The 23,987-nt window shown below is 45.9% G+C and carries 18 protein-coding genes; all 18 read right to left on the bottom strand.

Annotated elements, in window-relative coordinates; all coding sequences use genetic code 11:
- Positions 1-20 precede the first annotated feature (20 nt).
- The 18 genes from KQJ23_RS03810 to KQJ23_RS03725 all read right to left on the bottom strand — a co-directional run bounded on the left by KQJ23_RS03810 (position 21) and on the right by KQJ23_RS03725 (position 23,977).
- The gene (locus tag KQJ23_RS03810) at positions 21-593 is read right to left on the bottom strand and encodes a DUF6470 family protein (protein ID WP_216477332.1); all 573 of its coding nucleotides are present in this window, start codon (positions 591-593) and stop codon (positions 21-23) included.
- A gap of 13 nt (positions 594-606) precedes the next feature.
- Positions 607-1,524, bottom strand: a complete 918-nt coding sequence (gene flgL, locus KQJ23_RS03805) for a flagellar hook-associated protein FlgL (protein WP_216477331.1) — start codon at positions 1,522-1,524, stop codon at positions 607-609.
- Between the two features lie 11 nt (positions 1,525-1,535).
- Positions 1,536-3,122: a flagellar hook-associated protein FlgK gene (gene flgK / locus KQJ23_RS03800; RefSeq protein WP_216477330.1), complete on the bottom strand. Its 1,587-nt coding sequence runs from the start codon at positions 3,120-3,122 to the stop codon at positions 1,536-1,538.
- A 24-nt stretch (positions 3,123-3,146) separates the two neighbouring features.
- A complete protein-coding gene (locus KQJ23_RS03795) occupies positions 3,147-3,647 on the bottom strand; it encodes a flagellar protein FlgN (RefSeq protein WP_216477329.1) in 501 nt (166 codons plus the stop codon).
- A complete protein-coding gene (flgM, locus tag KQJ23_RS03790; protein ID WP_216477328.1) occupies positions 3,644-3,940 on the bottom strand; it encodes a flagellar biosynthesis anti-sigma factor FlgM in 297 nt (98 codons plus the stop codon). The genes KQJ23_RS03795 and flgM overlap by 4 nt, the downstream gene beginning before the upstream one ends.
- 124 nt (positions 3,941-4,064) lie before the next feature.
- The gene (locus KQJ23_RS03785; RefSeq protein ID WP_216477377.1) at positions 4,065-4,484 is read right to left on the bottom strand and encodes a TIGR03826 family flagellar region protein; all 420 of its coding nucleotides are present in this window, start codon (positions 4,482-4,484) and stop codon (positions 4,065-4,067) included.
- A gap of 102 nt (positions 4,485-4,586) precedes the next feature.
- Positions 4,587-5,639, bottom strand: coding sequence for a ComFC family protein (locus KQJ23_RS03780; RefSeq protein ID WP_216477327.1), 1,053 nt, complete (start codon positions 5,637-5,639; stop codon positions 4,587-4,589).
- Positions 5,640-5,643: 4 nt separating this feature from the next.
- Positions 5,644-7,608 carry an ATP-dependent helicase ComFA gene (locus KQJ23_RS03775; protein ID WP_216477326.1) on the bottom strand — a complete coding sequence of 655 codons (1,965 nt, stop codon included), beginning with the start codon at positions 7,606-7,608 and terminating at the stop codon, positions 5,644-5,646.
- 884 nt (positions 7,609-8,492) lie between these two features.
- Entirely contained in the window at positions 8,493-8,921 is a 429-nt protein-coding gene (locus KQJ23_RS03770; RefSeq protein WP_216477325.1) for a hypothetical protein, read from the bottom strand.
- Positions 8,922-9,122: 201 nt separating this feature from the next.
- Complete coding sequence (locus KQJ23_RS03765; protein ID WP_216477324.1) at positions 9,123-9,851, bottom strand: response regulator transcription factor; 729 nt, start codon at positions 9,849-9,851, stop codon at positions 9,123-9,125.
- A gap of 5 nt (positions 9,852-9,856) precedes the next feature.
- Entirely contained in the window at positions 9,857-11,020 is a 1,164-nt protein-coding gene (locus tag KQJ23_RS03760) for a sensor histidine kinase (protein WP_346779339.1), read from the bottom strand.
- A gap of 53 nt (positions 11,021-11,073) precedes the next feature.
- Positions 11,074-13,770, bottom strand: a complete 2,697-nt coding sequence (locus tag KQJ23_RS03755) for a stalk domain-containing protein (RefSeq protein WP_216477323.1) — start codon at positions 13,768-13,770, stop codon at positions 11,074-11,076.
- An 812-nt stretch (positions 13,771-14,582) separates the two neighbouring features.
- A complete protein-coding gene (locus tag KQJ23_RS23635) occupies positions 14,583-14,870 on the bottom strand; it encodes an endonuclease domain-containing protein (protein WP_249529477.1) in 288 nt (95 codons plus the stop codon).
- Positions 14,871-15,577: 707 nt separating this feature from the next.
- Positions 15,578-18,895, bottom strand: coding sequence for a SwmB domain-containing protein (locus tag KQJ23_RS03745; RefSeq protein WP_216477322.1), 3,318 nt, complete (start codon positions 18,893-18,895; stop codon positions 15,578-15,580).
- A gap of 173 nt (positions 18,896-19,068) precedes the next feature.
- Positions 19,069-20,271, bottom strand: a complete 1,203-nt coding sequence (gene metK / locus KQJ23_RS03740; RefSeq protein WP_216477321.1) for a methionine adenosyltransferase — start codon at positions 20,269-20,271, stop codon at positions 19,069-19,071.
- Positions 20,272-20,455: 184 nt separating this feature from the next.
- Positions 20,456-20,737 carry an alpha/beta-type small acid-soluble spore protein gene (locus tag KQJ23_RS03735; RefSeq protein ID WP_216477320.1) on the bottom strand — a complete coding sequence of 94 codons (282 nt, stop codon included), beginning with the start codon at positions 20,735-20,737 and terminating at the stop codon, positions 20,456-20,458.
- Positions 20,738-20,835: 98 nt separating this feature from the next.
- The gene (locus KQJ23_RS03730; RefSeq protein ID WP_216477319.1) at positions 20,836-21,345 is read right to left on the bottom strand and encodes a hypothetical protein; all 510 of its coding nucleotides are present in this window, start codon (positions 21,343-21,345) and stop codon (positions 20,836-20,838) included.
- Between the two features lie 115 nt (positions 21,346-21,460).
- Positions 21,461-23,977 (bottom strand): hypothetical protein, encoded by a 2,517-nt coding sequence (locus tag KQJ23_RS03725; protein WP_249529476.1) that lies wholly within the window; start codon positions 23,975-23,977, stop codon positions 21,461-21,463.
- Between the last annotated feature and the right edge of the window lie 10 nt (positions 23,978-23,987).

The raw sequence follows: 23,987 nt of genomic DNA, 5'->3' as shown, positions 1-23,987 counted from the left end.
TATAGCCATTTCTTCAGTCATTAGACAACCTCATCCAAGCTTCTTCCGGTCGCCGTCATGAATATATAATTTTTTTGTACGATATATGGGTTCACCTTGCCTGGATAATAGTCCACGACCGGCTTGCGAATAATGGGGTCTGCCGTTACTTTCGCAGGTAAATAATTGATGGATAAAGCCCCAGGCGTAAAGGTCACATCCACATTGTCATAATTCGGTTCCCCTCTAAACTCCATTGGGCGGTCTTTTAAAGTATTCTGCCTTGCTATATCTGCAAAAGCATTCCCACCTTCATGAAAAGCCATCATCCGATCACCTGCCTGGGCAATTTCAGCAATATTCTGCAGGGAGGACTGCAGAGAGCCTTGCGCAATCCGATCTGTGAACTCATCGAAATTCGCCTTACCTAATGCTGACCACGCTTTTCGAGCGTCCACTTCAAGAACCGCTTGGGACCGCTCCATTTCCAGCTTTCCGGGCTCCTGATGCAAATTAAGCGATGGACGAGGTTGCTCAATGCTCCATTGTCCTTTTGTTGTTTCAAGCGCAATCCGACTAAAGCCTTGTTGAATCTGAATACGAGGAATCTGCATTCCCATCAGCCCCTTATCTCAGGAAATCCAACAAACTTGGTCGAATTATGCGAGCCATCGTATCCAGCGAGGCTTGATAAATACTTTCAGCTGTCTTTAGTTCAGTTATAACTGAAGGCATATCAGCATCTTCTGTTAATGACTGGAGTGAAACGTAATTTAAATTAAGATCCCCTAGGCGACTTGCCGTAAATTCAAGGCGATTTTGTTTGCCTCCGACCTCGGCTTGAGCAGTAATCACATTTTCTAGATTAGTTTGTAGTCTAGGAATGATATTTTGAATTGCCGTTGTACCCGAGGTACTTGTGTCCGCAAGAGCCGTTTTAAAATCATCCAGCACCTTGAACAAGGAGGCGGAATCTCCGTATTCTCCAAAAACCTTGTCTCCCTGTAAGTTCACACCTACGTAAATACCCGCGCCAATTTGATAGTTGACATCTCCAGTATCTAGATCATAAGCATTGCTCGGATCTGTCGTATTTCCAGGATCATCAGTATAGGGCTTCTCATTAACGCGTTCCCCGTTAAATATATACTTTCCTTTAAATTGAGAATTACCCAACGAGACTAATTGTTGATATAGCTGATCTACTTCCTGCTGAATATTAATTCTAGCATCGTCAGGCACAGTATCTGTACCAGCCTGCACAGCTAATTCTGATAAACGTTGAATAATGGAAGTCGTCTCAGTTAATACACTGTCCGTAAATGCCATCCATGAATTGGCGTCCTCCACATTCTCTTCAAATTGGCTCGTAGAGCTAATTTCCGCACGATATTGAAGCGCACTGGCTACGCCAACCGGATCATCTGAGGGACGATTCAAACGACGGTTCGTCATCAATTGCTCCTGATATTTGTCCAGACGCTTAAAGTTATTTTGCAGATTGCTCATCATGGATCTGCTCATCATCGATTGAGTGATACGCATTAATTCATCTCCTATCTGCCGACAACACCTGTGCCGTTAATTAATTTATCAAGCATTTCATCCATCGTCGTAATAACACGGGACGAAGCGCTATAGGCATGTTGGAATTTGATCATATCCGCCATCTCTTCATCCAAAGATACACTGCTTACCGCTTGGCGAAGGCTGTCGGCATGATTAGACAACAGCGTACCATTCTGTACCATACGATAGGCATCATCCGCATCTGTACCTAATTGGGCTATAACCGATTGCAAATACCCTCCAAAGGTACCCTCAGTCGTAATTGCTCCTGTAAATGCACTAAAATCAAACTTTCCTTCTGACATAGAGGCGATAACCAAGGCCATACTACCATTCCCTTGGAGTACCTTTTCAGTAGAAACCCCATTCACAGTTACTGTCTCTGTGCGCATTGAAGCCGCAATCCCGGCCAAGTTTTCGGTAATTGTCGGGCTCACACGGATACTGGCTGCTGTAATCGTCCCGCCCGCGTTAGCAACAAAGAAATCTCCCCCTGCGACTGCATTCCCGGATAGAGGATCTGTCTGCAAGGTATAACCCAGCTTGTGCAGGCCGTTCAAACCATCGACGGTATACTTCGTATCGGCAAGCAGCTTCCTAGGATTGCTCGGATCCATCTGTGCTCCTGGAATGGTCACCCCTTGAGGCAAAATAGATCCTGCAGGCAGAGTAACCTCGATCTTGCCTGTGGCCAAAGTATTGGCCAGTACATTCATCTGATTAATATACCCAGCGACATAAACATCTCTGGATTCAATATAGCCTGCAATTTCCCCTTTGGTCAGTGCTGCTGCATTAGCCACCGTGAAGAAGGTTGGAGGCTGCTCGATATTATTTACCACTAGTTGATCGCCAAAAGTGACTTGATATTCACCATCAGCAGTCTCAGTAACCTGCACATTCCCAAGGCTTGAGAGTTCATCTACTAACAAATCACGCTGGTCTCGTAAATCGTTGGCATTATCTCCGAGTCCTTCCACCCGGTTAATCATCACCGTCAAATCAGAGATTTGCTGAATTTTATTGTTAGCCTCAGAAATCTTAACATCAATTCTCTGGGTCAAATTATTGCTTAATGTATCAAGCTGAGAAGCGATATGGTTGAAGGTCTCGGTGAGAGCAATCGCCTTCTGCTGAACTACCGTTCTTGCCGAGAGGTCTGTACTACTTGGATTTTTACTTAACTGCTGCCAGGCGTTCCAGAACTCCGAGATGCTGGTTGCGATACTGTTCTCAGAGGGCTCATTGAAGATCCCTTCAATATTGGATAACGTCTCCTGCTTTACATTCCATGTTGACAGATCCGAGTTCTGATTCCGGTACTCAATATCAAGCAGGAAATCTCGAATTCGCCTGATACTTGATACTTCTACGCCCATCCCAAGCTGGTTCGGGTTAGTAGAACGGGTCATGCCTGGAAATTCAATTGGCCGGGCTGCCTCCATTTTGGCAACTTGACGCGAATACCCCGGTGAATTCGTATTCGTAATATTATGTCCGGTTGTCGCCAAGGCTGTTTGCTGTGCTAGAATGCCTCTCTTACCAACCTCGAGTGTATGAAAAGTAGATCTCATCGTTTACCCTCACTTTCTTATCGCCTAGGCTCTAGTATCAAAATAACTTCTCGGTTTCTGCGCCTGCTGTTGTCCGGAAGGGTTACGATAAAGCATCTCATCCTCTGGCTCACTGGTCAGCAAGTTGATACTATAATCAATAAAAGACAGCGACTGTTCAATTAATTCCTTATTAATCGCATTCAAGCGTTTCAGTTCTATCAAGGTATCGGTTAACTTTTTTTGCGTTTCTTGCAGCTGTTGCTTCTCATTGACATCAAAAACAAGCCGAGTCATTTCAGTAATTGTAAGATTAAGCTGCGAGCGTATCCCCTTTTCCTTCAAAAAGGCGGATACCGCTTCTTCCCGTTCCCCTTCTAATTCGGCGGCTTGTTTAAGTAATTTTGTCTCCGTTGTCATTACTTTAGTTAGTGCCGAAACATCGTTTTCCATAATCGCTGTTGTTTTTTCTCCGCCTAAACCAATCAGCTTAACATATAACTCATCCATTTTCTGAAGAACACCGCAAACTTGTTCTACACTCACTTCGTGTCACCCGATTCAACAATGGATTTGAAGTAAGGAAGCATCTTTTCAGCAATTTGCTTGGCATCTACATGATAAGTCCCTGTGGACACCGATTCCTTCAGTTCTGCGATACGACTAAGTCGCTCCGGAGACGTTACTTGATTCTGAACTTCCAGAAGCCCTTTAGCCTCTGCAGAGATCGAAACTTGATCCACCTGACGCTTTTTCTTGTCGACTGCATGCTCTCGATTTTCTATATTTCTTTGATAGGAACTGATCCCGTTTACTCTTCCTGTTTCATTAATTTTCAATTCCGTCACCTCATTCCAAATAAAAACGCCGATAATCTTTACTAAGTTTATCGGCGTGTAATGAATCATATTTAATAGCGAACCATTGGATGTTAATGAATATTATGCCAAGATAGCTCTTTTTTTAGCGTGTCGGGCCACGGAATTTGTCGACAATCCCGTAGGCTCCCCCACCTCGATTTTCATCCGAGGCTTTGAACTTCCCCTCTTCTCTCGCCGCTGCAGACAAATCACGGGCTAACCTTGCTCGGCAAGAATCGCACATGTTCCCTTCGCGAATCAGAACGCCGCAAACCTCACACGGGTACATCATATTCGGATTGTTAGCAATTGAGATACGGCCTTCCCGAATAAACTTGGTAATCTGCCTAATAGAAACCTTCGTTGCCTCTGAAACCTCCTGAATCGTGGCTGTCTTCTCCGCACGCAAATATTCCAGGCATAGTTCGTATTCTCGCTCAATGTCCTTTATGCACGCAGGACATATTTCTCTGAAGTTTTTGGCAAACAGCTTTCCACAACGCGGACAATTCTCCAAATTCATACCCATGTGATGCCCGTCCTTTCAATTACCTTTTGCTGATAGATTACATGATTTATGGCTTTTCGTCCATGTCTTTTATCCCTCTTCAACAACTTGCCATACTCAGGAGCGAGCCCATGTCAAACTATAAGTTTCAATTTCAACGCCTGTCGCTAAAAACAACTCTTTTAAGGCATAGGCACAGGCATCCACAGTGCTCCCCGTGGTGTATACATCATCAATCAGCAAGATTCTGAACTCCTTTTTACGAAAAGTATTTATTCCTAATGATCTTATCCGCTCTTCAGCATCATGTGAAGGAATAAAAATATTCTCAAGATCCTGCATCCGCTGCTTACGATTTTTACTGCTTTGCTTGTCCGTATGCCGAGAACGCTGAAGCAGCTCGATCAAAGGGATCCGCGCGACTCTAGCGGCTACTTCTGCCAGAATCTTCGCTTGATTGAACCCTCGTTCCAACATCCGTTCAGTGCTTACTGGCACATAAGTTACGACATCGAAAAAGGATGTGCTTTTTCGAAGGAGGTTCGGCCTAAGCTCATGCTCTAACCGTCTCAGTCTCTCCCCCACCATTCGAGCCATAACGCATCCAAGCGCTTCATCTCCTCTAAATTTAAAGCGGGCTAACCATTCCCTCATGAGTGGAGTATAGGAGACAACACTACGGTTAAGTATGAAATATCGGGATCCCAGTGTCTCCCGCGTACAATCTGGACACCCTACGGCTCTTCCGCAAATATTGCATTTTATATATTTGATCCAGGGAATAGAATTATAGCATGCGGAACAAATCTCCGGAAATCCCCTGGCACTGTCAGAAATGATCTTGCCGCAGGCCAGACAGGGCGAAGCGGGTGGAGCCAACAATTTATGTACCGGCATTAGGAGAGAATCGAGGGCTGCGCCCCAATTCAAATAAGTATAGGGAACCCACGGAAATTCGTGGATCGTAGATTGTTGATTCCGATTTTCCTTGAGTTCCTGCTGTGCTTGCACCGGCTCAATCCTAAGTTGTTCTTTCTGCTTAGAAGGATTGTAACTGGAAGGGTGCCGATACGTATAATGATCAGTAAATTTTTGCTGCTTCCTAATTTTAGAAGGATCCTGTCTGTAAATTGCAGATTGTCTTGTGGCCTTTTCTGAAGCGTTTGACATACAACTAAGCCCCCTTCTCAACGAGATAGCCGTTATCGGAAGCTATTTTATTCATGGTACGGATCTGGCGGATTGCCCCTCGCTGCGACTTTGTCCACTCCGGCGAGGCGAACAACACCCTCCCCTCCGGATCCTGCAACGAGCGACCTGCCCGCCCAGCCATCTGGACCAGAGAAGCTTCGTCAAACAAATCACTGTGTGCATCTAATATGTATACATCACTTTTAGGAATAGTAACTCCCCGTTCCAGAATCGTCGTTGTTACCAAAAGGCGAATACGGGACGCCCTAAAATCTTCAACTTTGTTGCCCCTTTCCGCATCTTGGGAAGAAGTACCTCCGATAACATAGCTGGGAAAATGACTCTGCAACAGCATCACCACAGGAGCAATATGCCTAATTCTGGACACAAAGCAAAATACCTGGGCTCCGCGCTCCAGCGAGCACCGCAGGCTTGCCAATAATGCAGAGGGAAGCATCTCTTTGGACAGACATTGACTGACCGGCCTCATAGAGATGCGCCCCGGCACCGGAAGCGGGTGTCTGTGATAACGAACGGGCACTCGGGCATAAGGCAATTGTCCGGACCTTGCTTCCCGCTGAAGCCGGGCAGGTGGTGTCGCAGAAAGATAAATGAAGCTCCCTTCCGGCTTGCAGCTTGCCTCTGCCGCATAAGCCAGCATAGGATCGTTATGATATGGAAATGCATCCAGTTCATCAATGACAACCAAATCAAAGGCCTGATGAAACCGCATAAGCTGATGAGTCGTTGCCAGATAGAGTGCGCCTTCTTCCCAGCGTTGAGAGCTTCCTCCGTATAACACCACTGGCTGTGTCTCCGGGAAAGCCTTGGCCATTCTCGGTGCTAATTCAAGCACAACATCTCGGCGTGGTGTCGCAACTAATGCCTTTCCTCCGCGATCGAGAGTGAATTGAAGCAGTGGGAAAATCATCTCGGTCTTACCTGCTCCAGTAACGGCCCACAGCAGGAAGCGCCGCTGGTTCTGCTGTGCCAGAAATTGCAGCGCAGCAGACGCTGCGTCGCGCTGCGACGGGCTTAGCCCCCACCGGTCCAGCATGGACTCCTTGGTGGGGCTTCCCGCCGCCGCGGGCCCTTCGCCCGCCCGCGGCAGCCATGCGCTGCTGCCACGCAGGAGCAGCGCACAAGAGCGGCTGCGCCCTAGCGCGAGGCAGGCCTCGCAGTAGGCGCAGCCGCTGAGGCCGCACGACCCGCAGGGCGTGCGGCGATTCACCCCGCTGCCGCAACGCCGGCAGCGGAGGCCCTTGCCCCGCCGGAACAGGCGGCGGGGCCGGCCATGGGCGTCCGCTTGCGCGACGCCCGGACCGAACAGCACGCGCCCTTGCAGGTGTGCGTGCTGCAGCGCGGAGCGCCATGCCGGTACCAGATCCGGCATGCGCTCCGCAAGAAGCTGCTGGAGCTCGCCTTCCAGCAGCGATCGTCCAGCCAGCGCGTCTGCAAGGCGTGACGCCTGTTCCTCTAACACGGACCACCGATCACTGTTTAATTCATTCTCTTTGCCTTTTTCGTACTCCCTATCTCGTATCTCTCTAGCATCTACTTCCCGGATATGTATCATCGGCTCTAACAACACACTACTTGCTTGGTGATGTCCTGAATTTCGTTCTAAAGTAAGTTCAACTTGCAGTTCGTTAACTATGTACTCTCTCCATTGCTTGTTTGTCCATTTGTCGCACATCGCTGATTCCTTGAAATGATTACGGAGCAACACAGCCCATCCTAAGGGTATCGATTCGGATAACAGTATGATCCGTTCGGTCAGCACTTCTCTCCGCCGTTGACTATTTCCTGAGACTTTTCTCTTATTTACCGGTTCGTATTCTAGCTTGTGCTTTTTCTCCATCCACCACCAGATGTCAACTTCCAAGTCCAGACTAAACTCCATCTTCCATCCCGTCTTGACTTTGACCGCATACAAGCTAACTCTCATAAGTGCCCTCCTTAAATTCGTTTGCTCAAATTGTCTTGATTCCATCCTCCTATTTTCTACATCTTCTGTCTTATAATCTATCACCTTCCAACTATATTCTAGTTCTTAAGTCATTATAATCCATAATATACCACAATATTACATATTCGCTATACTAAATTAAACTTTTTTAAGAAATTTGAGTTCCGTACCAAAAGTCCCCGCTTGAACCAGGATGATATTAGGGTTTCTTAATAGATGTTAGGTAAAATGATGAACCCTCATCCTACGGACAGTGTACTTTTGTGATATAACCCTTATTGCCAAACTATGCCTAAAGGCGTTGGTCTGACAATATGTTCTCAGGCTCGTGTAATTTGTCGCTTCCACTTACAGGTTAAACTGATCCCCTTCTTTTAGTACGAGTTCTGCTGAATCGATATTCACGGACTTTGCGCCCGTTGGTTGTTTCATCTCATTTAAGTCTACTATTGGGGCTGAGCGGTGGATACCTTGATGATTAATTGTAGGGAGTGCAACTAGATTCCTGCCCATTCCGAATTTCACAGGTTTAAATGTAAAACCTGCAGCTAAAAGTCTGTTTTTTCAGAATGACTGAGTTTTTTTCGAATCTAACTGTTCTCTATACAACTATTTCTAATTTCAAAGCCACAGTCCATAAATTAGGTATACCTTTTACAAACCAGCACTACCATAGGTTGAATATACACTGAAGCAATCATCCTGTTGGTTCACCCCCCGCCCCTCTCCTGCATAGCGGTAGTTTCTTGCTTCCTGCACCGTACGAGCTCAACGGGCTAAAGCTGCACAAAAAAGCACACTCTCAGCGATAGCTGTCCAAGAGTGTGCTTCACGTCTTGCGTTTGGAGACTATTGTCATTTGCCTATATTCGGACATGGACATAAGGAATTTTGTCTGCCTCCTGCGGTACCCGCAGATCGACATGTATCTGGTTCTCCCGATCCGCCAATTCCGGATTCTTGCTAAGCAGCCTGTCGGGAGCATCGGGCATATCCATGATATCCAGACTAACTTCCGATTCATAATAAAGCCTTTCCAAGATTGCCCTTGTATCATCCTTAGATTCCTGATCCAGTATCGTAACACGGATACATTCACCACGGATTTTCGCATACCAGGATAGAGCCCGGATATACCATTCCATCTGATGCCCATGGTCTCGAGTCACCAGAATATAATGCGTAGCAAAGACATCCTTTGCTTCGTTTCTTAGAAAGCGTCGATGCAATAGATGTACCAACAGTGCAGCAAGTCCATAACCGACCACGATCCAGCTCATGTAGGTGAACATGAACACCCCTCCTTTAGGGCGTTCAGAGGCTGCGTGGCACAGCTCACTGAACTCCTCTATAGCGACAATATATGCCGCCATCAGCGGGTCGGTTCATGGTCAACAACTTCGGAGTCTGTATGTATACCTTCAAGCAACAGAGGGAGGGGCAATGTTTACATACTCGGTTAGAATATAACTATTTCATTTATTTATACAATCCTACAGGGTCACCCAGCCAAATTTGATGGCATTGATTACCGCTTGGGTACGATCGTCTACGTCCATTTTCTGTAAAATACTGCTAACATGGTTCTTTACCGTCTTCTCACTGATAAACAAATGCTCGCCAATCATCTTATTACTGCGGCCTTCAGCCATCAAGCGCAATACCTCGGCTTCCCGGCGAGTAAGCGGGTTGTCTTCGCTCGCTACGAATTTAACACCAGCTTCACGAACTCTGTTATCTTCGGCAATCGCGCCCGTCTCACTTAAATACTCCATACGGCGAAGCTGTTGAATTAATTTTCCCGTTACCTTCGGATGAATAAAGGCATTGCCTTCTGCAACCGTACGGATCGCATTAATCAACGATTCGGCCTCCATATCCTTGAGCAAGTAGCCTGTTGCACCTTTTCTAAGCGTCTCAAATACATAGCTCTCATCATCATGAATCGATAAGATGATAACCTTGATATCGGGATGCAGCTCTTTAAGCTCGGCCGTAGCATCCACACCATTCAATAAGGGCATATTAATATCCATTAATACAATCTCAGGGGGCAGCTCTTGACAGAATTCAAGTACCTGGGTTCCATCCCCACATTCACCTACAACCTCAATATCCTCCTCCATATTCAAAATCCGTTTCAGACCCTCTCTAAATAACTGATGGTCATCAGCCAGAAGAACCCTAATTTTTAATCCACTTCCTGTCATAAGGTTATCCATTCCAGTTACTCCTTTCTTTTATCCGTCTTTGTCGGAATATGAATGATAATCTTGGTCCCTTGGTTGGCTGTTGATTCAATATCCATTCTGCCCTCAAGCAACTCTACCCGTTCTCTCATTCCAATCAAGCCAAAGTGCGAGTGTTCCTTGTTCTTTTCCTCCAGTTGATCCACCTTGAAGCCCAGGCCGTTGTCTTGTACGATAATCCGCAGCATCTCCCCCTGATAATTGATATCCACACCTACATAAGTAGGAAATGCATGCTTTGCGGCATTAGTTAAAGCTTCCTGAACCAGTCTAAAAATAGCCGCCTCCATCGGGGAAGTCATACGATGCTCTTTACCGCGGGTTTCAAAGGTCGTGCGAATCTTGGTCTTTTCCTCGAAGTCATGGACATACTTTCGGAGAGTTGGAATTAATCCGAGATCATCCAGCGCCATCGGACGCAAATTAAAGATAACCTTGCGCATCTCTTCCAGACTGGAGCGTACCTGTCCCTTCAAATCTATTATTTCGTCCTGCACCATCTTGAAATCCTGCTTCGCGATCATTCTTTCGACAATTTCCGTCCTAAGCACTAGATTGGCCAGTAATTGAGCAGGACCATCATGTATTTCCCTGGAGATTCTCTTTCTCTCTTCTTCTTGTGCCAAAATAATTTTTAATCCGATCATCTGGCGATTCTTGGCTGACTCAAGAATTCGGCTAACATTTCCCAGCTCTCCGGATAAATATTCCAGCACTACAGCCATTTGCGAGCTTACCATATCCGCCCGCTCGACAGACTTTTCAACATTCTTGGCCCGCTTCTGCAATTCATCCCGGCGGGCTTTAAGATACATTTCCTTTTCCCTGTAAATCATCAAGTCCAGTTGAAGCTGGGTCGCCCTCTCATAGGCTTGCTTGATATCCTCTTCCTTATAGCGCACAAAATCCCGGCTGACTTCTGTCAGCCGGATTCGGGACCTTCTAAAATTAATTTCAAGTTGATCAACCTTCTCTACCGTCTCAGCGGTTTCCTTGATCACTTGCTGCAGCTCATTATTAAGCATATTCAGCTCACTTCTGGCCGCATCCAAAATTTCTAGGATCTGCAGCTTGCTGTTCTCCATGACACCGACAGCATTTTTTATGACGCGATCAATTGCATCAGCTTGATACTCTGCCACTTCACCGTTCTCCAATCTGACACTTAAGTATCTATACACTATGAACTATCATATCATGATTGCAGTGTGATAGACTTGGTTTTCTGTTCCCAATTTACGGTAATACCAAGCTGCTCGGAGACCATTCGTAATGGGACTAAAGTCCTTCCGTTTGTGATTAGCGGTGTTACCGTTCCTTGCTTGGCAGCTCCATTAAGCAAATATTCCTTTTTGCCTACAGTCAGCTCCAATACCGTTAATCCCCGTGTGACCGTGATTTTCTTGGATGCCGCTGTCCAGGTTGCCTGTCCACCAAAAGCATCTACAACATATCGAATCGGTACATAGGTGACTCCGTCCTTAATAAGAGGAACAGCATCCATCGTTACTTTTTCCCCGTTAACCGTCATCGTCTTCGATCCCGCCACCATTACAGCCGTTGCACTTGGCAGTCCAGTATCTCCGCCCGTTACGGGTGCCGTAAAGCGAATATTATCAAAGGATATACTGCCCGTTAGAGCCCGTTCATCCTGGCCATCCTCCAGATTCACAATATACAAGCGCTTCAGCTTGACCGGGTGCTTCAATGCGCTTGCTGTTAAATCAGCCGTCAGGGTTCTCCAGCCTGTGAAGTCAAGCGGACGGATCAGATCGGCATAAACTGCCTTTCCGTCGGCATCCTCAAATTCTGCCCGCAGCCAGTTCAGGCTGGCATCGCCAAGCACATCTACCGACATGGAGGTCGCTCCCTCCGGTATCGTTCTGCCTGTTGTCCCGTTCAATTGAGCATAAGCAAACTTGTTGCCGGTACCTAAGGTAAGATCGTAATCCAGTTGAAGGACTTTCGATTTCTCCCGTTCTCCAGTACCTTGAGCAATCGATACTTTGCCTGCCGCCTCTGCCGGCAATCCGGTAAAGCTTACAGGGTAGCTGACATTTTCAAAGGTCTCCCATATTTGTTCTGCAGATACTGAGAAAACAATCGGCGTTCCGCTAAAGCCATCATAGCTTGGCGTCGCATAGGCTACCTTCGCTCCATTATTAATGGACTGTATCGTCAAGACACCATTTTGCACTGCGGCTTTCATACCACTGAATGTCCATTTCAGCGATTCATCGGGAATGTTGACCGTACTTCCGTTCTTCAGCTTCGCTGTAACCGGTACAGAGATGCTTGTCCCCGCTTCTAATGGCGCATAAGTAGTAACAGGAGTGAGTGTATCGATGTCTGTTCCTCCAAGGACAGTCACATCCATACTGCTTGTTGCAGACCCGCTGACAGCAGTAATTTTAGCCGTTCCTGCCTTCACTCCCTTGAAGCCAGCCCCCGTCCAGCTTACATTGCTGTTGCTGGCGCTCCAGGTGGCTTGAATGCCTGATGTATCAATTGGATTGTAGTAATTGTCGTAGCCTTTCAGCGTATAAGGAACCGTCTGTCCGATGAGCAGTGTTTTGCTGCCGCTTACCTTCAACCCTTGCAAGGTTCCGACAGGCGCAGTAGAATAAACCCCCAGTCCGTTCACAACGGCACGCTGTCCTGCGGAGCCATTCGAAGTGGTGAAGGTCAACTGTGCGGTATTCTCCGCCAATGGACGTGTAACCATTGTCGTTGAGCCGCCGCCATCGAGGTTCATTCCTTTCCAAACGCCGATGGATGTCATGAATTTCTGCAATTCAGCCAACGTTAAGCCCGTGCTTGCAGAATTTTTCTCTGCCGTAATAAGATAAACCTTCGTCCCATCCTTGGAATAACCCACAGCCGTACGAGCTACCGCACTGCTCCCGCTGATCGATGTCGTGGACCGAGTGAAGGAAGAGGCAGTTCCTTGATCCACCAGCAGCGTGTGTCCTCCAATAACCATCTTCAGATCCGATGGGTTATACTCCATCCCGCTGCTCTGAGAGATAAGCCGGTAATTCGTATCCAGCCGTTGTCCGATCTGCATATGCGAAGCAATGAAATCCGCCGCCAGCCCATGAGCACGCAAAATATATCCATCTGCTGGTACTGTGCCAGGAAGGGCAGATTTATAGCTTATTTGCTGAATGACCCCGCCCTGAACTAACACCTCCGTTGGAGTCGTTCCGCTTGCCTTCGGTCTTTCTTCGGATTTCCAGTCGCTAGTATAGATAAACATATTATTAACGTGGCTGTAGCCATTATCCGGCTCTGTTCGATAGGACTCCTGATTCATCCCGGTTAGCGGGAACACCGAACCATCTTCAGCGATCACAGATCCACTAAAGCTGAATTGGTCAATCATAGGCGTATTATCGCTTTTCACCGCAAAGGCAAACATCCCCGTCAATTGTGCGGGACTCGTAACAAGTACTCCTTGGGAGACAGCGGCTCCCATCGCAACACCTTGCCCGCTGGTTGCAAAGAAGTCGCCATTGATACCGGCAACTGCCCCAGTCTCTTGGGCCATCCCCTCTACGGATTGCCGGGTAGTTAACTGGCCGCCCTTACCAGTCATTACGTCTAATTGGACATAAGGATTACTCAGATCCACCTCGACCACATCAGCCAGTACCTTAACCGATTTGCCGGAGCGGGTCGTTGTGTATTGATATTTAACCAGCTTCGCACCAGAAGTAATCATCTCGCTGCTGAGCTGTACTGTCTGACTATCCGCCGCATACGCTGTAGATGTTGTTCCTGTGAAAGACTCCAGCACCGAGAAGGGCTGAATCCAGATCATTCCTGCCAAAGACACCAGCACCAGCTTCTTGCCATGCTCCGCCGCCAAACGCGCTATTTTTTTCGTCATATTACCGTCGTGCTTCTTGTGTGCTACCATTTTTGTGCGCTACTCTCCCATCTTATGCAGTCTATCTCAGAGAACTCTCAGTTCAGTTCCCCGGAATCTAGTATACAATTAATAGACTACAATAAAGCGGAAAAGTTACGAAAAAAAGCAAATTTCATGGAAAATGGTAGGGTATTGGGTAACATAAAGCAGTAGAAGCTTCCCCATCTGGATAAAGTTGTACGGACTACAACTAGTCCAACATATTTGAGCGAGTCTAATTCATATAGTTGCTGATAATACACTTATATCTGCCCAATTCTGGTGTTTAGTCCTCATTTCAGACAAATAGATGTACTAGCTGCAACTAGCACTCTAAAATTTACTTTTATGCTGAATATAGATGTACTAGCTATAACAAGATGTACTTGCTATAACTAGACTATCTGTTCCACTTGTGCGATCTCCACCATCCTCTCTTCCACCGCCCTCTCACCTACACTGTACTCTCTCCACTACCCTCTCCATCTACACTATCCTCTCTCTTGCTACTCTTACCAATTCCCTCCTCTCCTTCCCGCAACTAGTTCATAATATCGAATTCTTTTTCCCTTTCCTGTAATCACAGGACGTAGCCAGCCCTTTCCACAAAGAGAATGTATGATTTTAAAGACAGTTCGATTGTTCAATTGCATATGAATAGCTACCTGCTTTGGCGTGATCGGTTCTAGCGACTTCATGGCAAGACGAATAACCTCACTTTCTGCGAGTTGATCCCTATTGACAGGCTGTTCGTTTGCCCGATACCTTCCTAGTAATGATCCAAGCAGATTTCAGCACAACTCCGGCTTGCGCTCCACATCATCATACGAAAAGGAGGCTACCCGATAACCAAGTGTCTGCAGGTACAATTCCCTATTTAATTCATTCGAGTAGCCTTGGCGGTCCATTTCATGAACATGCGGTCCAAATCCTTTAATCTCAATAATCAATTTGATCGGTCCACTAAGAAAGGCAAAATCTCCATAGTAGGAACGTCCACGCCAATCCGGGATTTCATACTCTGGATGCAATTGGTCAAAATTTTGGTATAAAGGCCACCAGACATTACGTAGAAACATCGTCTCTGCATGTCTGTTCCCCCTTACCAAGCGCCCCTTCGTTCTCCCGTACGTCGTGCTATATGCTGCTTTATAAACGTCTCATGAGCCACATCAAACTTATTGTCCTTCCGCACAAAACAACACTCTCCCATCGGAATTAAATAAAAAAAGTCCTGACCCTCTGATTGCTCAGTTAGTCAGGACGTTCTTCGTCACACTTAAGTATCATATTATCAACTAATCAAATCTCATACAGAATATATCAAACAATACAGCGTAATTCAAACTATTCAGGGTATTTAAACAATGCAGCGTATTCCAAACTATTCAGAGCATTTTGATCTAATTGCATTTCTACACTAATTTCTCCAATAAGTTCTGCCAATCCGAGATTTAATTGAATATTCTGCAACTAAACTTCCCGGTTCCGAGCAAATGTGAAAATATAAGCCGATTTACGTGTACTCCGTACAATTAAACATAAAAGTCAGACAAGTTTCTGCGAAATAGTTGTATTCGCTACATCTACCAGACCCATAATCACATAGAGGCTAAGATGAGCATGAGATCAAACGAGCCTTAACAAGATTTAACGAGTTCGCTCGGGCTGCATAAGCTCCAGTGAGCTTACAGAGCACAAAGCTACAGAGCCTACACGAGCTATACGACCTTTGCGAGCTCATATAGCTCATTTGTGAGTTCGTATAGCTCATAAGAAGCTTTCACTACTCCGCTAGCTTATCCAGCACACGCTTCAACATGACTGCAGCCTGAGCACGTGAGGCATTACCTGCAGGTTGAAATTGATAGCCACTGCCTACAGAAATACCCTGGATGACCCCTTCATTTACTGCCTTTGCTACTGTATCCTTCGCTTGAACCTTAGCTGAATCCTTAAATTTCGACAAAGTCTGCGCGCTTGAATAGCCTGAGGTTATTGAATAACCGCTATATTCCATAGCACGTACCATCATTAACGCCATCTGCTCCCGCGTGATGTAATTATTCGGTTTAAATGTACCATCTGTATTACCATTAATTATTCCTGCTTTTGCGGCTGCCCCAATATAGGCGGCGATTTCACTACCTGGCACAACATCTGGAAAGCGCTGTGCATTATTCACATCTTTTGAAAGACCGAGCCCTTTTACAATATAGGTAGCAAACTCGCCACGTGTAATATTTTTATTTGGCTCGAACTTCCCATTTGACTGAGGCCCGATAATTAATTTGCTGGCCAGTTCCTTGATATCTTTACTTGCCCAATGATTACCAAGGTCAGGGAACGAAGCGAACCCTGCCGCTGGCCCAACCACCATATTACCTGTAACCTTTCCCTTAAACACCAGAAGACTTCCTACATTAGTCTTACTTGACGGTAAATATGCTGGCACTCTCGAGACCAAATCATATTGTATCAAGGTCGTCTCCGCACCATAAGTATTTGGAGATGCCTTAATATAAACTTCTCCTGATGCCATAACCGCAGCAGTTTGAGTTGCCGTTCCGCTATAAGCCGACAAATCAATTTGAACTGGGTCTGTGAGCGGAGAAATCGTTACACCATTCACAGAGTTTAATGTTGGCATATAAACTTTCGTAACCGGAGCCAGTTGAATCAGTAAATAAACGTTAGAGAGATTTCCCGCGACGAGCGCTCTTGAAATTTCAGTATAAGAAACTTTCTCCAGCGGTAGATCATATAACACCGTGTTATATTTCACAGCAAAAGTAGCCTTTTGTCCTGAAGTGTACATTTCCATTAAAGAGGCAATTGGAATGGCAACTTCGGCGGCCTTCTCACTAGATGGCACCTCAAAAATGATCCGCTTCGCAGTGGCATTCGTATCTCTTAAATATTTATACGAGGCTTGTAATTGTGCATTGTCAATAGTATACCTTTTGATAACCTCTCCATATTTAGAACGACTATCAGAGGTTTGAGCCCCATTGAGGCTCAGTAAGTAACCCGGTACGCCGAAATCATTATTACTCATCAATGTGAGAGAACTAGGTTGATTCCCATTGGGGCTGGTTATCTGCCCATTTTGACCAGATGCAGTATTTACAACTGCAACATCAGTATAACTCTTCAGCAGATTCCCATCGATATCATACAACGGGGATGCTCCGACCAAGTAAGATAACGAAACAACCTGCCCCGCCCTCACTGCAGAGCCCAGTTTCAATGTAACTGCATTCCCGCTCACAGCCGCAGACACAACACCCACGATCTGATTATCCACCTTTACGCTGAACTGATTCACCGGAAGCATGGTTATAGACTTAAGTGACTTCGTATATACAATGGTCAGCAGATCCCCCGTAACGGAAATAGACTGGATTCCTTCGGCAGTTGCTTTGTAGGCTACAGGCTCCAAATTAATATAACCGGCTCTATTCCCATTCAAATCGGCAATACCGCTGGTTCCAGGCACATATGAGACTGTAACATTTTGATTTTGCGTAAATGAAGAAGCCAACGTCAGAATAACTCGATTAGATACAATCTCTACAGCATTCACATAAATCGGAGCATTATTTGCCAATACAGAAAATTGACTCTTGGCAGGAAGAGACGTTGTTCCCAGAGCCTCATTATAATTTAGAATGACTGTTCGATCAGATCCCTCTGCACTTTTGAATATCGGCGCCACGGTGTCATTATAGTTCCGGACAAAGTAATCACTGAATGCCGCAATCTCCCAGCCGCGGTAATCTTGAAGCGGATAGGATCCCGGTTGATAGGATACTTTTATCACTTCGCCATTGGTTATCGTATTGCTCAAGTATAAGGTGATCGTAGATCCACTATGGGAAATACTGCTGATCTGTTTTTGGCGGTCGTCACCCATTACCTTGAATTGCTCGTAGGCATACTTAGATGGGCTCTTGATCGAATCTGAAAAATATAAAGTAACACTGTTCGTGGATGCATAACCATCTCTGGGCTTAGGACTTACCGAGTCAACCCCATTTGTCACCGTCTGACTGGAGAAGCTTGCTGCCGGATTACCCGCTGCATCCCGAATGATCTGTCCGGAATAGCTGATCTTCACATCCTGTCCTACCGCCACCCCTGTCTCCAGATTGACATAGACGCTGTATCCGGACACATTAACATAGCTAATCCTGCGCTCCTCTCCATTTACAGTTACAGTAAAGCCTGTCCCTGATCCAGCAGAGTATGAACTTAAAGCCTCATTATAGGTTAGTAAAATAGATGTGTTATTGTACATTTTGGTGCTCTGAAGCACAGGAGCCGTTTTATCTATCGATGCCGTCGTAAACGTCCAACGGTTGCTTCCGCTGAGTCCTCCATAATAATTCCCATACTGGGCGTCTGCAATTCCGTTATTGGGAATTTCAATGTAGTAGCTGCTTCCCTGCTCCAGATCATAAAGGGGGTCAATCTTAACATAGTTATTGACCGCTTCCGCCTTGATTTGAACCGCTGCCGAATTAGATGTCTTGCGAAGCGTAATTCCTCCATTCGCCAGCGAAGGATTCAACTTCACATTTCGGTTAAAAGTAACCTGGGGGCTCACATTGGCGCTTATATTAGAGCTTCCATTGGACGGGGTAAAAGATGTCGCGGCAAGCGTCTGGCTTGAACCGCTCATCGTTGTGAAGGACCACTCTATCCTAGGAGATTCCGTTCCGTTATCCCCGACAATAAATGCTGCTTCTGGAAAAGTAACCGTGTAGGTTGTCCCATACAACAGATTCGTAGGAGGGGTCAGTGCTATGTAATCCGTATATACATCCTGGGTTACAGTTACTTCCGCCTTGTCTATGTAGCTCCCAGTATTTCTGGAGATCGTATACGTCTGCTTGCCGTTCGTCCGAACATCCATCCCTGCGAATTTCACCCAGAGCTGGGCATCAATCGGTACATTGTTCCCCGTCGGGCTAACCGCCGCCGTCGGAGCAGTCACTTGCACGGATGCCGCCTGTGCCGTTCCGATTCCCCCGAACAAGGTCCCAAATAACATATTGAATGCAATAATTACGCCGACAACTGTCGATATCCTTTTCTTCATGCCTTAATCCCCTCTCTGAACATACCTACTTTTATTAACGGCATAATTCAAGTGGATTTTTAGAGAGTTTCTGAATTGTCCTATTTTCCTCCTGATTACTTCCATTCCATAAAAAAAGTAGACCGCCCTCCAACGAGAACCGGTCCACTTCATATATAGTTCAGGGTTTCCTCTTACAGTCCCGCTTGTTCCTTCAACACCCCAGCCTTATCCACACGCTCCCAAGGAAGATCGAGGTCTGTACGGCCAAAATGACCATATGCTGCGGTTTGACGGTAAATAGGGCGACGCAGATCAAGCATGCGAATAATACCGGCAGGGCGAAGATCGAAATTCTCACGAACCAATTCTACCAGCTTCTCCTCCGGAACCTTTCCTGTACCATACGTGTCCACATTGATCGATACCGGATTAGCCACACCGATAGCATAAGCCAACTGGATCTCTACTTTATCGGCAAGGCCAGCCGCAACAAGATTCTTCGCTACATAGCGCGCTGCATAAGCAGCCGAACGGTCTACCTTAGTTGGATCTTTACCAGAAAAAGCGCCCCCGCCATGACGGGCATAACCACCATATGTATCGACAATGATTTTCCGTCCGGTCAATCCAGCATCCCCTTGCGGTCCTCCAATGACAAAGCGACCCGTCGGATTAATGAAATACTTGGTTTCATTATCCAATAGCTCCGCAGGAACGATTGGCAGGATCACCTGTTCCTTAATATCCTTCTGGATCCGCTCTAGAGTAATTTCCTCGGCATGCTGTGTTGATACCACAATGGTATCCACCCGCTTCGGCTGGCCATCCACATACTCAATCGTAACTTGAGTCTTTCCGTCAGGACGAAGATACTCCAACGTTCCATCCTTACGAACCTCCGACAATCGACGAGCTATACGATGTGACAGTGAAATCGGAAGCGGCATCAGTTCCTCCGTCTCATTTGTTGCAAACCCAAACATCAAGCCTTGGTCACCTGCACCGATATTCTCCGTTTCCTGGTCCATCTTCTCCGGATCCCGATGCTCGAGCGCTGCATTCACCCCTTGAGCAATATCCGCAGATTGTTCATTCAATGAGGTCAGTACAGCACATGTATTATAATCAAAACCGTACTTGGCACGGGTATATCCAATCTCCTTTACGGTCTTGCGAACAATAGCCGGAATATCGACATACTCTGACTTTGTACTGATTTCCCCAATCACAAGCACCAAACCTGTTGCTACAGATACTTCACACGCAACACGTGCATAAGGATCATTCTCTAGAAAAGCGTCAAGTACCGCATCCGAAATCTGGTCACAGATCTTGTCCGGATGTCCTTCCGTTACAGATTCGGATGTAAATAAATGGCGTCCTTGAATGGACATGAAATTCAACCTCCCCTATACCCTATATATGACGGCTGCGATGTTTCTATTAGAATAATTAGGGATACACTTCAGCCGTCCATGATAAAGTCTAATCAAAAAATGAACCTTCTCCTTGACGGAAAAGGTTGCATTTACAGTCCTTAACTGTCATACTAACTTATTTGCAAGATGATGTCAAAAATTAGTGCAGTAAAAAGTCTTGTTGTGCCTTGGCTACAAGCCTTTTTGTAATCTCTCCGCCAACGGATCCATTCTCCCTTGATGTCAGGTGTCCCCAACTGCCTACGTAGTTACTGTTTGCCCCCATAGCTCCCAGCTCTCCTGCAAATTCTGTGTCTGTTGAGTTGCCTATAGCACCAGCACCTCCACCCACAGGGAGTCCAAATTCCGCCGCAATCTCATATTTCCACTGTTTTAGGACTTCACGGCATTCCGGTATGACTTTACTGTTATTTCTTGCCACGGCATATCCACCTCCATTATTATTCTTCAGATGTAGTATGCCTGAGTACCAATGAAATAAGCTGATGAATGTTTGCTACTGGAGGTAAAATGTGTATTCTAACGGATGGAGTACGATCCGCGTACCATTACAGTCAAGCTGTAGGTATTCCCTTCTAGTACCTGAATACCCCGACCTTCACGTGGAAAAGAAAGCAGATGGTTATTTGTTACTGTCCCGCCATTTTTGATATCAACGCCATCGGTTAGATCCGCTACCCCATTTGAATCCGAACTATAAATAACAGCCTTGCCTGCTCTGACTACAAACTCCGCCCCAGCTCCGGCAATCAAGGTCTCACCCGGCTTCACGGTAACAATTTCAACAGTCTCAGCGGATCCGCCCGTGTTATCTCCGGTGGATGGGGTTGAAGGTGTTGTTGTGCCGCCGCCCTTCAGCGCCTGTTGAATCGCTTGATCCACATAACTCTTCGTCACAACTGGATCATCGCTGCTTCCTGGCTGAGAAGTCACACTAGCTCCCTCTGCCGTCAAATTCAACAGCGAGCCTGCCCAAAGACTTCCGCCAATCACCACAGCTGCTGCTGTATACTTCCATGCTGTCTTCATTATGTTCCTCCTCTTAAATAAAATCTCTCTAACTTAATGATAGAGGTTTTGACAAAATGAGACAAGCCCGGATCCTGTTACTGGATTCGGGCTGAATTTTAATTTTTCTAATCTACTAATTAATGACATCAGAGTAATAATAGAAGCCTTGGCTTCCTAATTTGACCTTCTGTCCTTGGAACAAGTCGTAAACATTCAATGTGAAGCTTCCTGCTTTTCGCTCTTCAAAGACTGCATCATCGAAGCTAAAGCCCGCGCTACCACCGTTAGTGATCCGCAGATCTGTTTCAGGTGTAAATTCCTTTTCGAATACACGCCCACTAGAATCAACAACTTCAAACAGAAACTTATGTCCAAATTCCCCTATACCATAATCCATATTACGGTTAAGATCATAATCAAAGTTCAAACTAACTGAGCGTGTACCGGAAAGGGAAGCTTTTACGCTCTTCACAGTGAGTGTATATGGGAATAGATCCAAACTACTCAAATTAGTTTTTATGCTTGGAGTAGATAGCCCGAGTTCCAGAGCTGCTGCATTAACATAGCCATTCACCTCACCTTTGACTGGGGTCAGCTTATCATCTGTAGTTCCTTCACCAACAATCAGCTTCATATCCGTCATTGTAGTACGCTTCGGAATCTTAGCCCATAATGCAACGATGTTCTTTTCTTGTGGACCAGCTGATGTATCGATTTGGCTAACAGATGCCTTGTAAGTCTGACCATTGGACGTTTTGAAGACTCCTGCAAATTGGGAAAGATCAATTTGATGATCCTCCTGATTACTCACTTCCAGCTCGGCGTATACCAAATCGGAAGATTGACCCGTATACAAGAAGGAACGCTTAACACTTACATCCTGTTGTCTTCCCAATGTATCAATGGCATAGACTTGTCCTTTAGCTACTGTAGCCGGCTCAGGAATTGAACCTGTATTACTAAATTGGACCCATTCAGAGCTATTCTCGCCGAATTTCTCCAGTAATGAAATCTGAACCTGACTGAAATCCAGATAACTTGGTACCTTCGCAGTTACATATACATCCGTTGACATTGCTGCCCCAAGAAGGCCAGCTGTCTGTGTTACAATCACTTTTGTATCTGTTGTTAGTTTGGCACTATCAATCTGAACCAAGCCGCCCAATTCAGGAAGCTGTGTAGTTTTAAAGTTTGAATTATCGATTGTAATCTTAGCAGTTACTAAGTCGCCATCGCTCCAGGGTAATCTTTGCAGCGAAGCTAGAGTTACACCTAGAATCCCATTCTTAGTTTGTACAAACTGCTTTGTACCAATCATATTTTCTACAGCTTTGGCTTCAGGTACCGTGAAGAAAGCAACAGGGTAACTGATGTTCTCTGTACTCTCGGCTGCAGATGGAAGATTCATGAACAGGCGAGGGTTCTCTATACTTACATTAGCCGGTACGATAACCGGAAGTGTAATGAATCGCTCCTCCAACGGTTGAAGTGTCAGATTGTCCAAGGCAGGTGCACTAATCGGCAATCGATACCCGTCAGACGTTTGAAGCTCAAACTGATACTTAGGTAGTGTAAAGGTTGTGCCGCTTGTATTTCGGAAGCCGAAACGGATAGAGAGAGAATGTTCATCAAAGTTTTTATTCACAACAGCACTGGCGACCTTCACCGAGATTTTCCCATTAGTAACCGGGATGTACTTCTCTACATTTGGCTCAACTGCCAACGAGGTGTTACTAATATTGGGAAGCTGCATCGTAGCGATCGGCAGTGTCACCTTTGCCGTCTCATCATCAAGAGCCAACTGAAGCTCCATATTTGCCAGCTTGATTGTCTTAGGAATCTGAGCCACCAAATTCAGCGTCTTTACATCCTGCGGCTGAATCTTATAATCCGAACTTGTCGGATCTCCACTCATTGGATAACTCGCCCCAGTTGATGTTCGAATCATGAATTTAAACTTTGGATCTTCAAATAGCTTGTATCCGATATTCGTCATATCAAGTGATACACTGACGTAATTATAGTCTCCTGATACAAATGAAGCTACTTGCTTCACCTGAGCTTTTACAGGCGTATCGGTAATTCGAAGTGTCTTCGATTGATCTGATGGTGTTGAAGTTAGATATCCAGCAGGAATCTTGAATTGCCCCTTTAGCGCTTCATAACCCGCTTGGCTAAAGTCCCATTTAATCACTTGGAATACCAAGTTCTCTGGCTTCAAATGCTTTGCAATTCGGGCTACATAAGTAATAGTCGTCGAAGAACCGGCAGACAGCTTCTTCTTATCCTTGTCCTTGCTCATCAATGATGTGCTGTAGGTTGTTCCACTAACGGTCTTCACTTTGGACCAGTAATCAAGTAGATCCATCGTTTTACTATCATTATTTTGAATCGTCAGCGTGTAAGTGAGTATACTTTCATCACTTAAGGTTAGAATATTAACATCCGTCAATCGTACTGTACTTTTTGCCGTAATCTTTACCGGAGATAAATTTGCCAGGGTATGTAACACAGGCTTCTTCGTACTTGCCGTCGTTTTGGTAGCTGTTGTCGCTGCCTTTGTTGTACTGGCAGCAGCCATCGCCCCTGGCGCACTGGTCATAAGCAAACTGATCCCTAGCGCAGCAGCTGTGATTGGAATCCTCTTCAAAGCGTTATCC

Source organism: Paenibacillus brevis, assembly GCF_018919145.1.
GTDB classification, from domain to species: Bacteria; Bacillota; Bacilli; order Paenibacillales; family Paenibacillaceae; genus Fontibacillus; species Fontibacillus brevis.
The sequence above is the reverse complement of the archived record's forward strand: the minus strand, read 5'-3'. Positions and strand labels throughout refer to the sequence as shown.

Coding starts and splice junctions, on each gene's coding strand:
- KQJ23_RS03810 (WP_216477332.1), bottom strand. CDS start 593: ATGCAGATTCCTCGTATTCAGATTCAACAAGGCTTTAGTCGGATTGCG.
- flgL (WP_216477331.1), bottom strand. CDS start 1,524: ATGCGTATCACTCAATCGATGATGAGCAGATCCATGATGAGCAATCTG.
- flgK (WP_216477330.1), bottom strand. CDS start 3,122: ATGAGATCTACTTTTCATACACTCGAGGTTGGTAAGAGAGGCATTCTA.
- KQJ23_RS03785 (WP_216477377.1), bottom strand. CDS start 4,484: ATGAATTTGGAGAATTGTCCGCGTTGTGGAAAGCTGTTTGCCAAAAAC.
- KQJ23_RS03780 (WP_216477327.1), bottom strand. CDS start 5,639: ATGTCAAACGCTTCAGAAAAGGCCACAAGACAATCTGCAATTTACAGA.
- KQJ23_RS03775 (WP_216477326.1), bottom strand. CDS start 7,608: ATGAGAGTTAGCTTGTATGCGGTCAAAGTCAAGACGGGATGGAAGATG.
- KQJ23_RS03770 (WP_216477325.1), bottom strand. CDS start 8,921: ATGTTCACCTACATGAGCTGGATCGTGGTCGGTTATGGACTTGCTGCA.
- KQJ23_RS03765 (WP_216477324.1), bottom strand. CDS start 9,851: ATGGATAACCTTATGACAGGAAGTGGATTAAAAATTAGGGTTCTTCTG.
- KQJ23_RS03755 (WP_216477323.1), bottom strand. CDS start 13,770: ATGACGAAAAAAATAGCGCGTTTGGCGGCGGAGCATGGCAAGAAGCTG.
- KQJ23_RS23635 (WP_249529477.1), bottom strand. CDS start 14,870: ATGTTTCTACGTAATGTCTGGTGGCCTTTATACCAAAATTTTGACCAA.
- KQJ23_RS03745 (WP_216477322.1), bottom strand. CDS start 18,895: ATGAAGAAAAGGATATCGACAGTTGTCGGCGTAATTATTGCATTCAAT.
- metK (WP_216477321.1), bottom strand. CDS start 20,271: ATGTCCATTCAAGGACGCCATTTATTTACATCCGAATCTGTAACGGAA.
- KQJ23_RS03730 (WP_216477319.1), bottom strand. CDS start 21,345: ATGAAGACAGCATGGAAGTATACAGCAGCAGCTGTGGTGATTGGCGGA.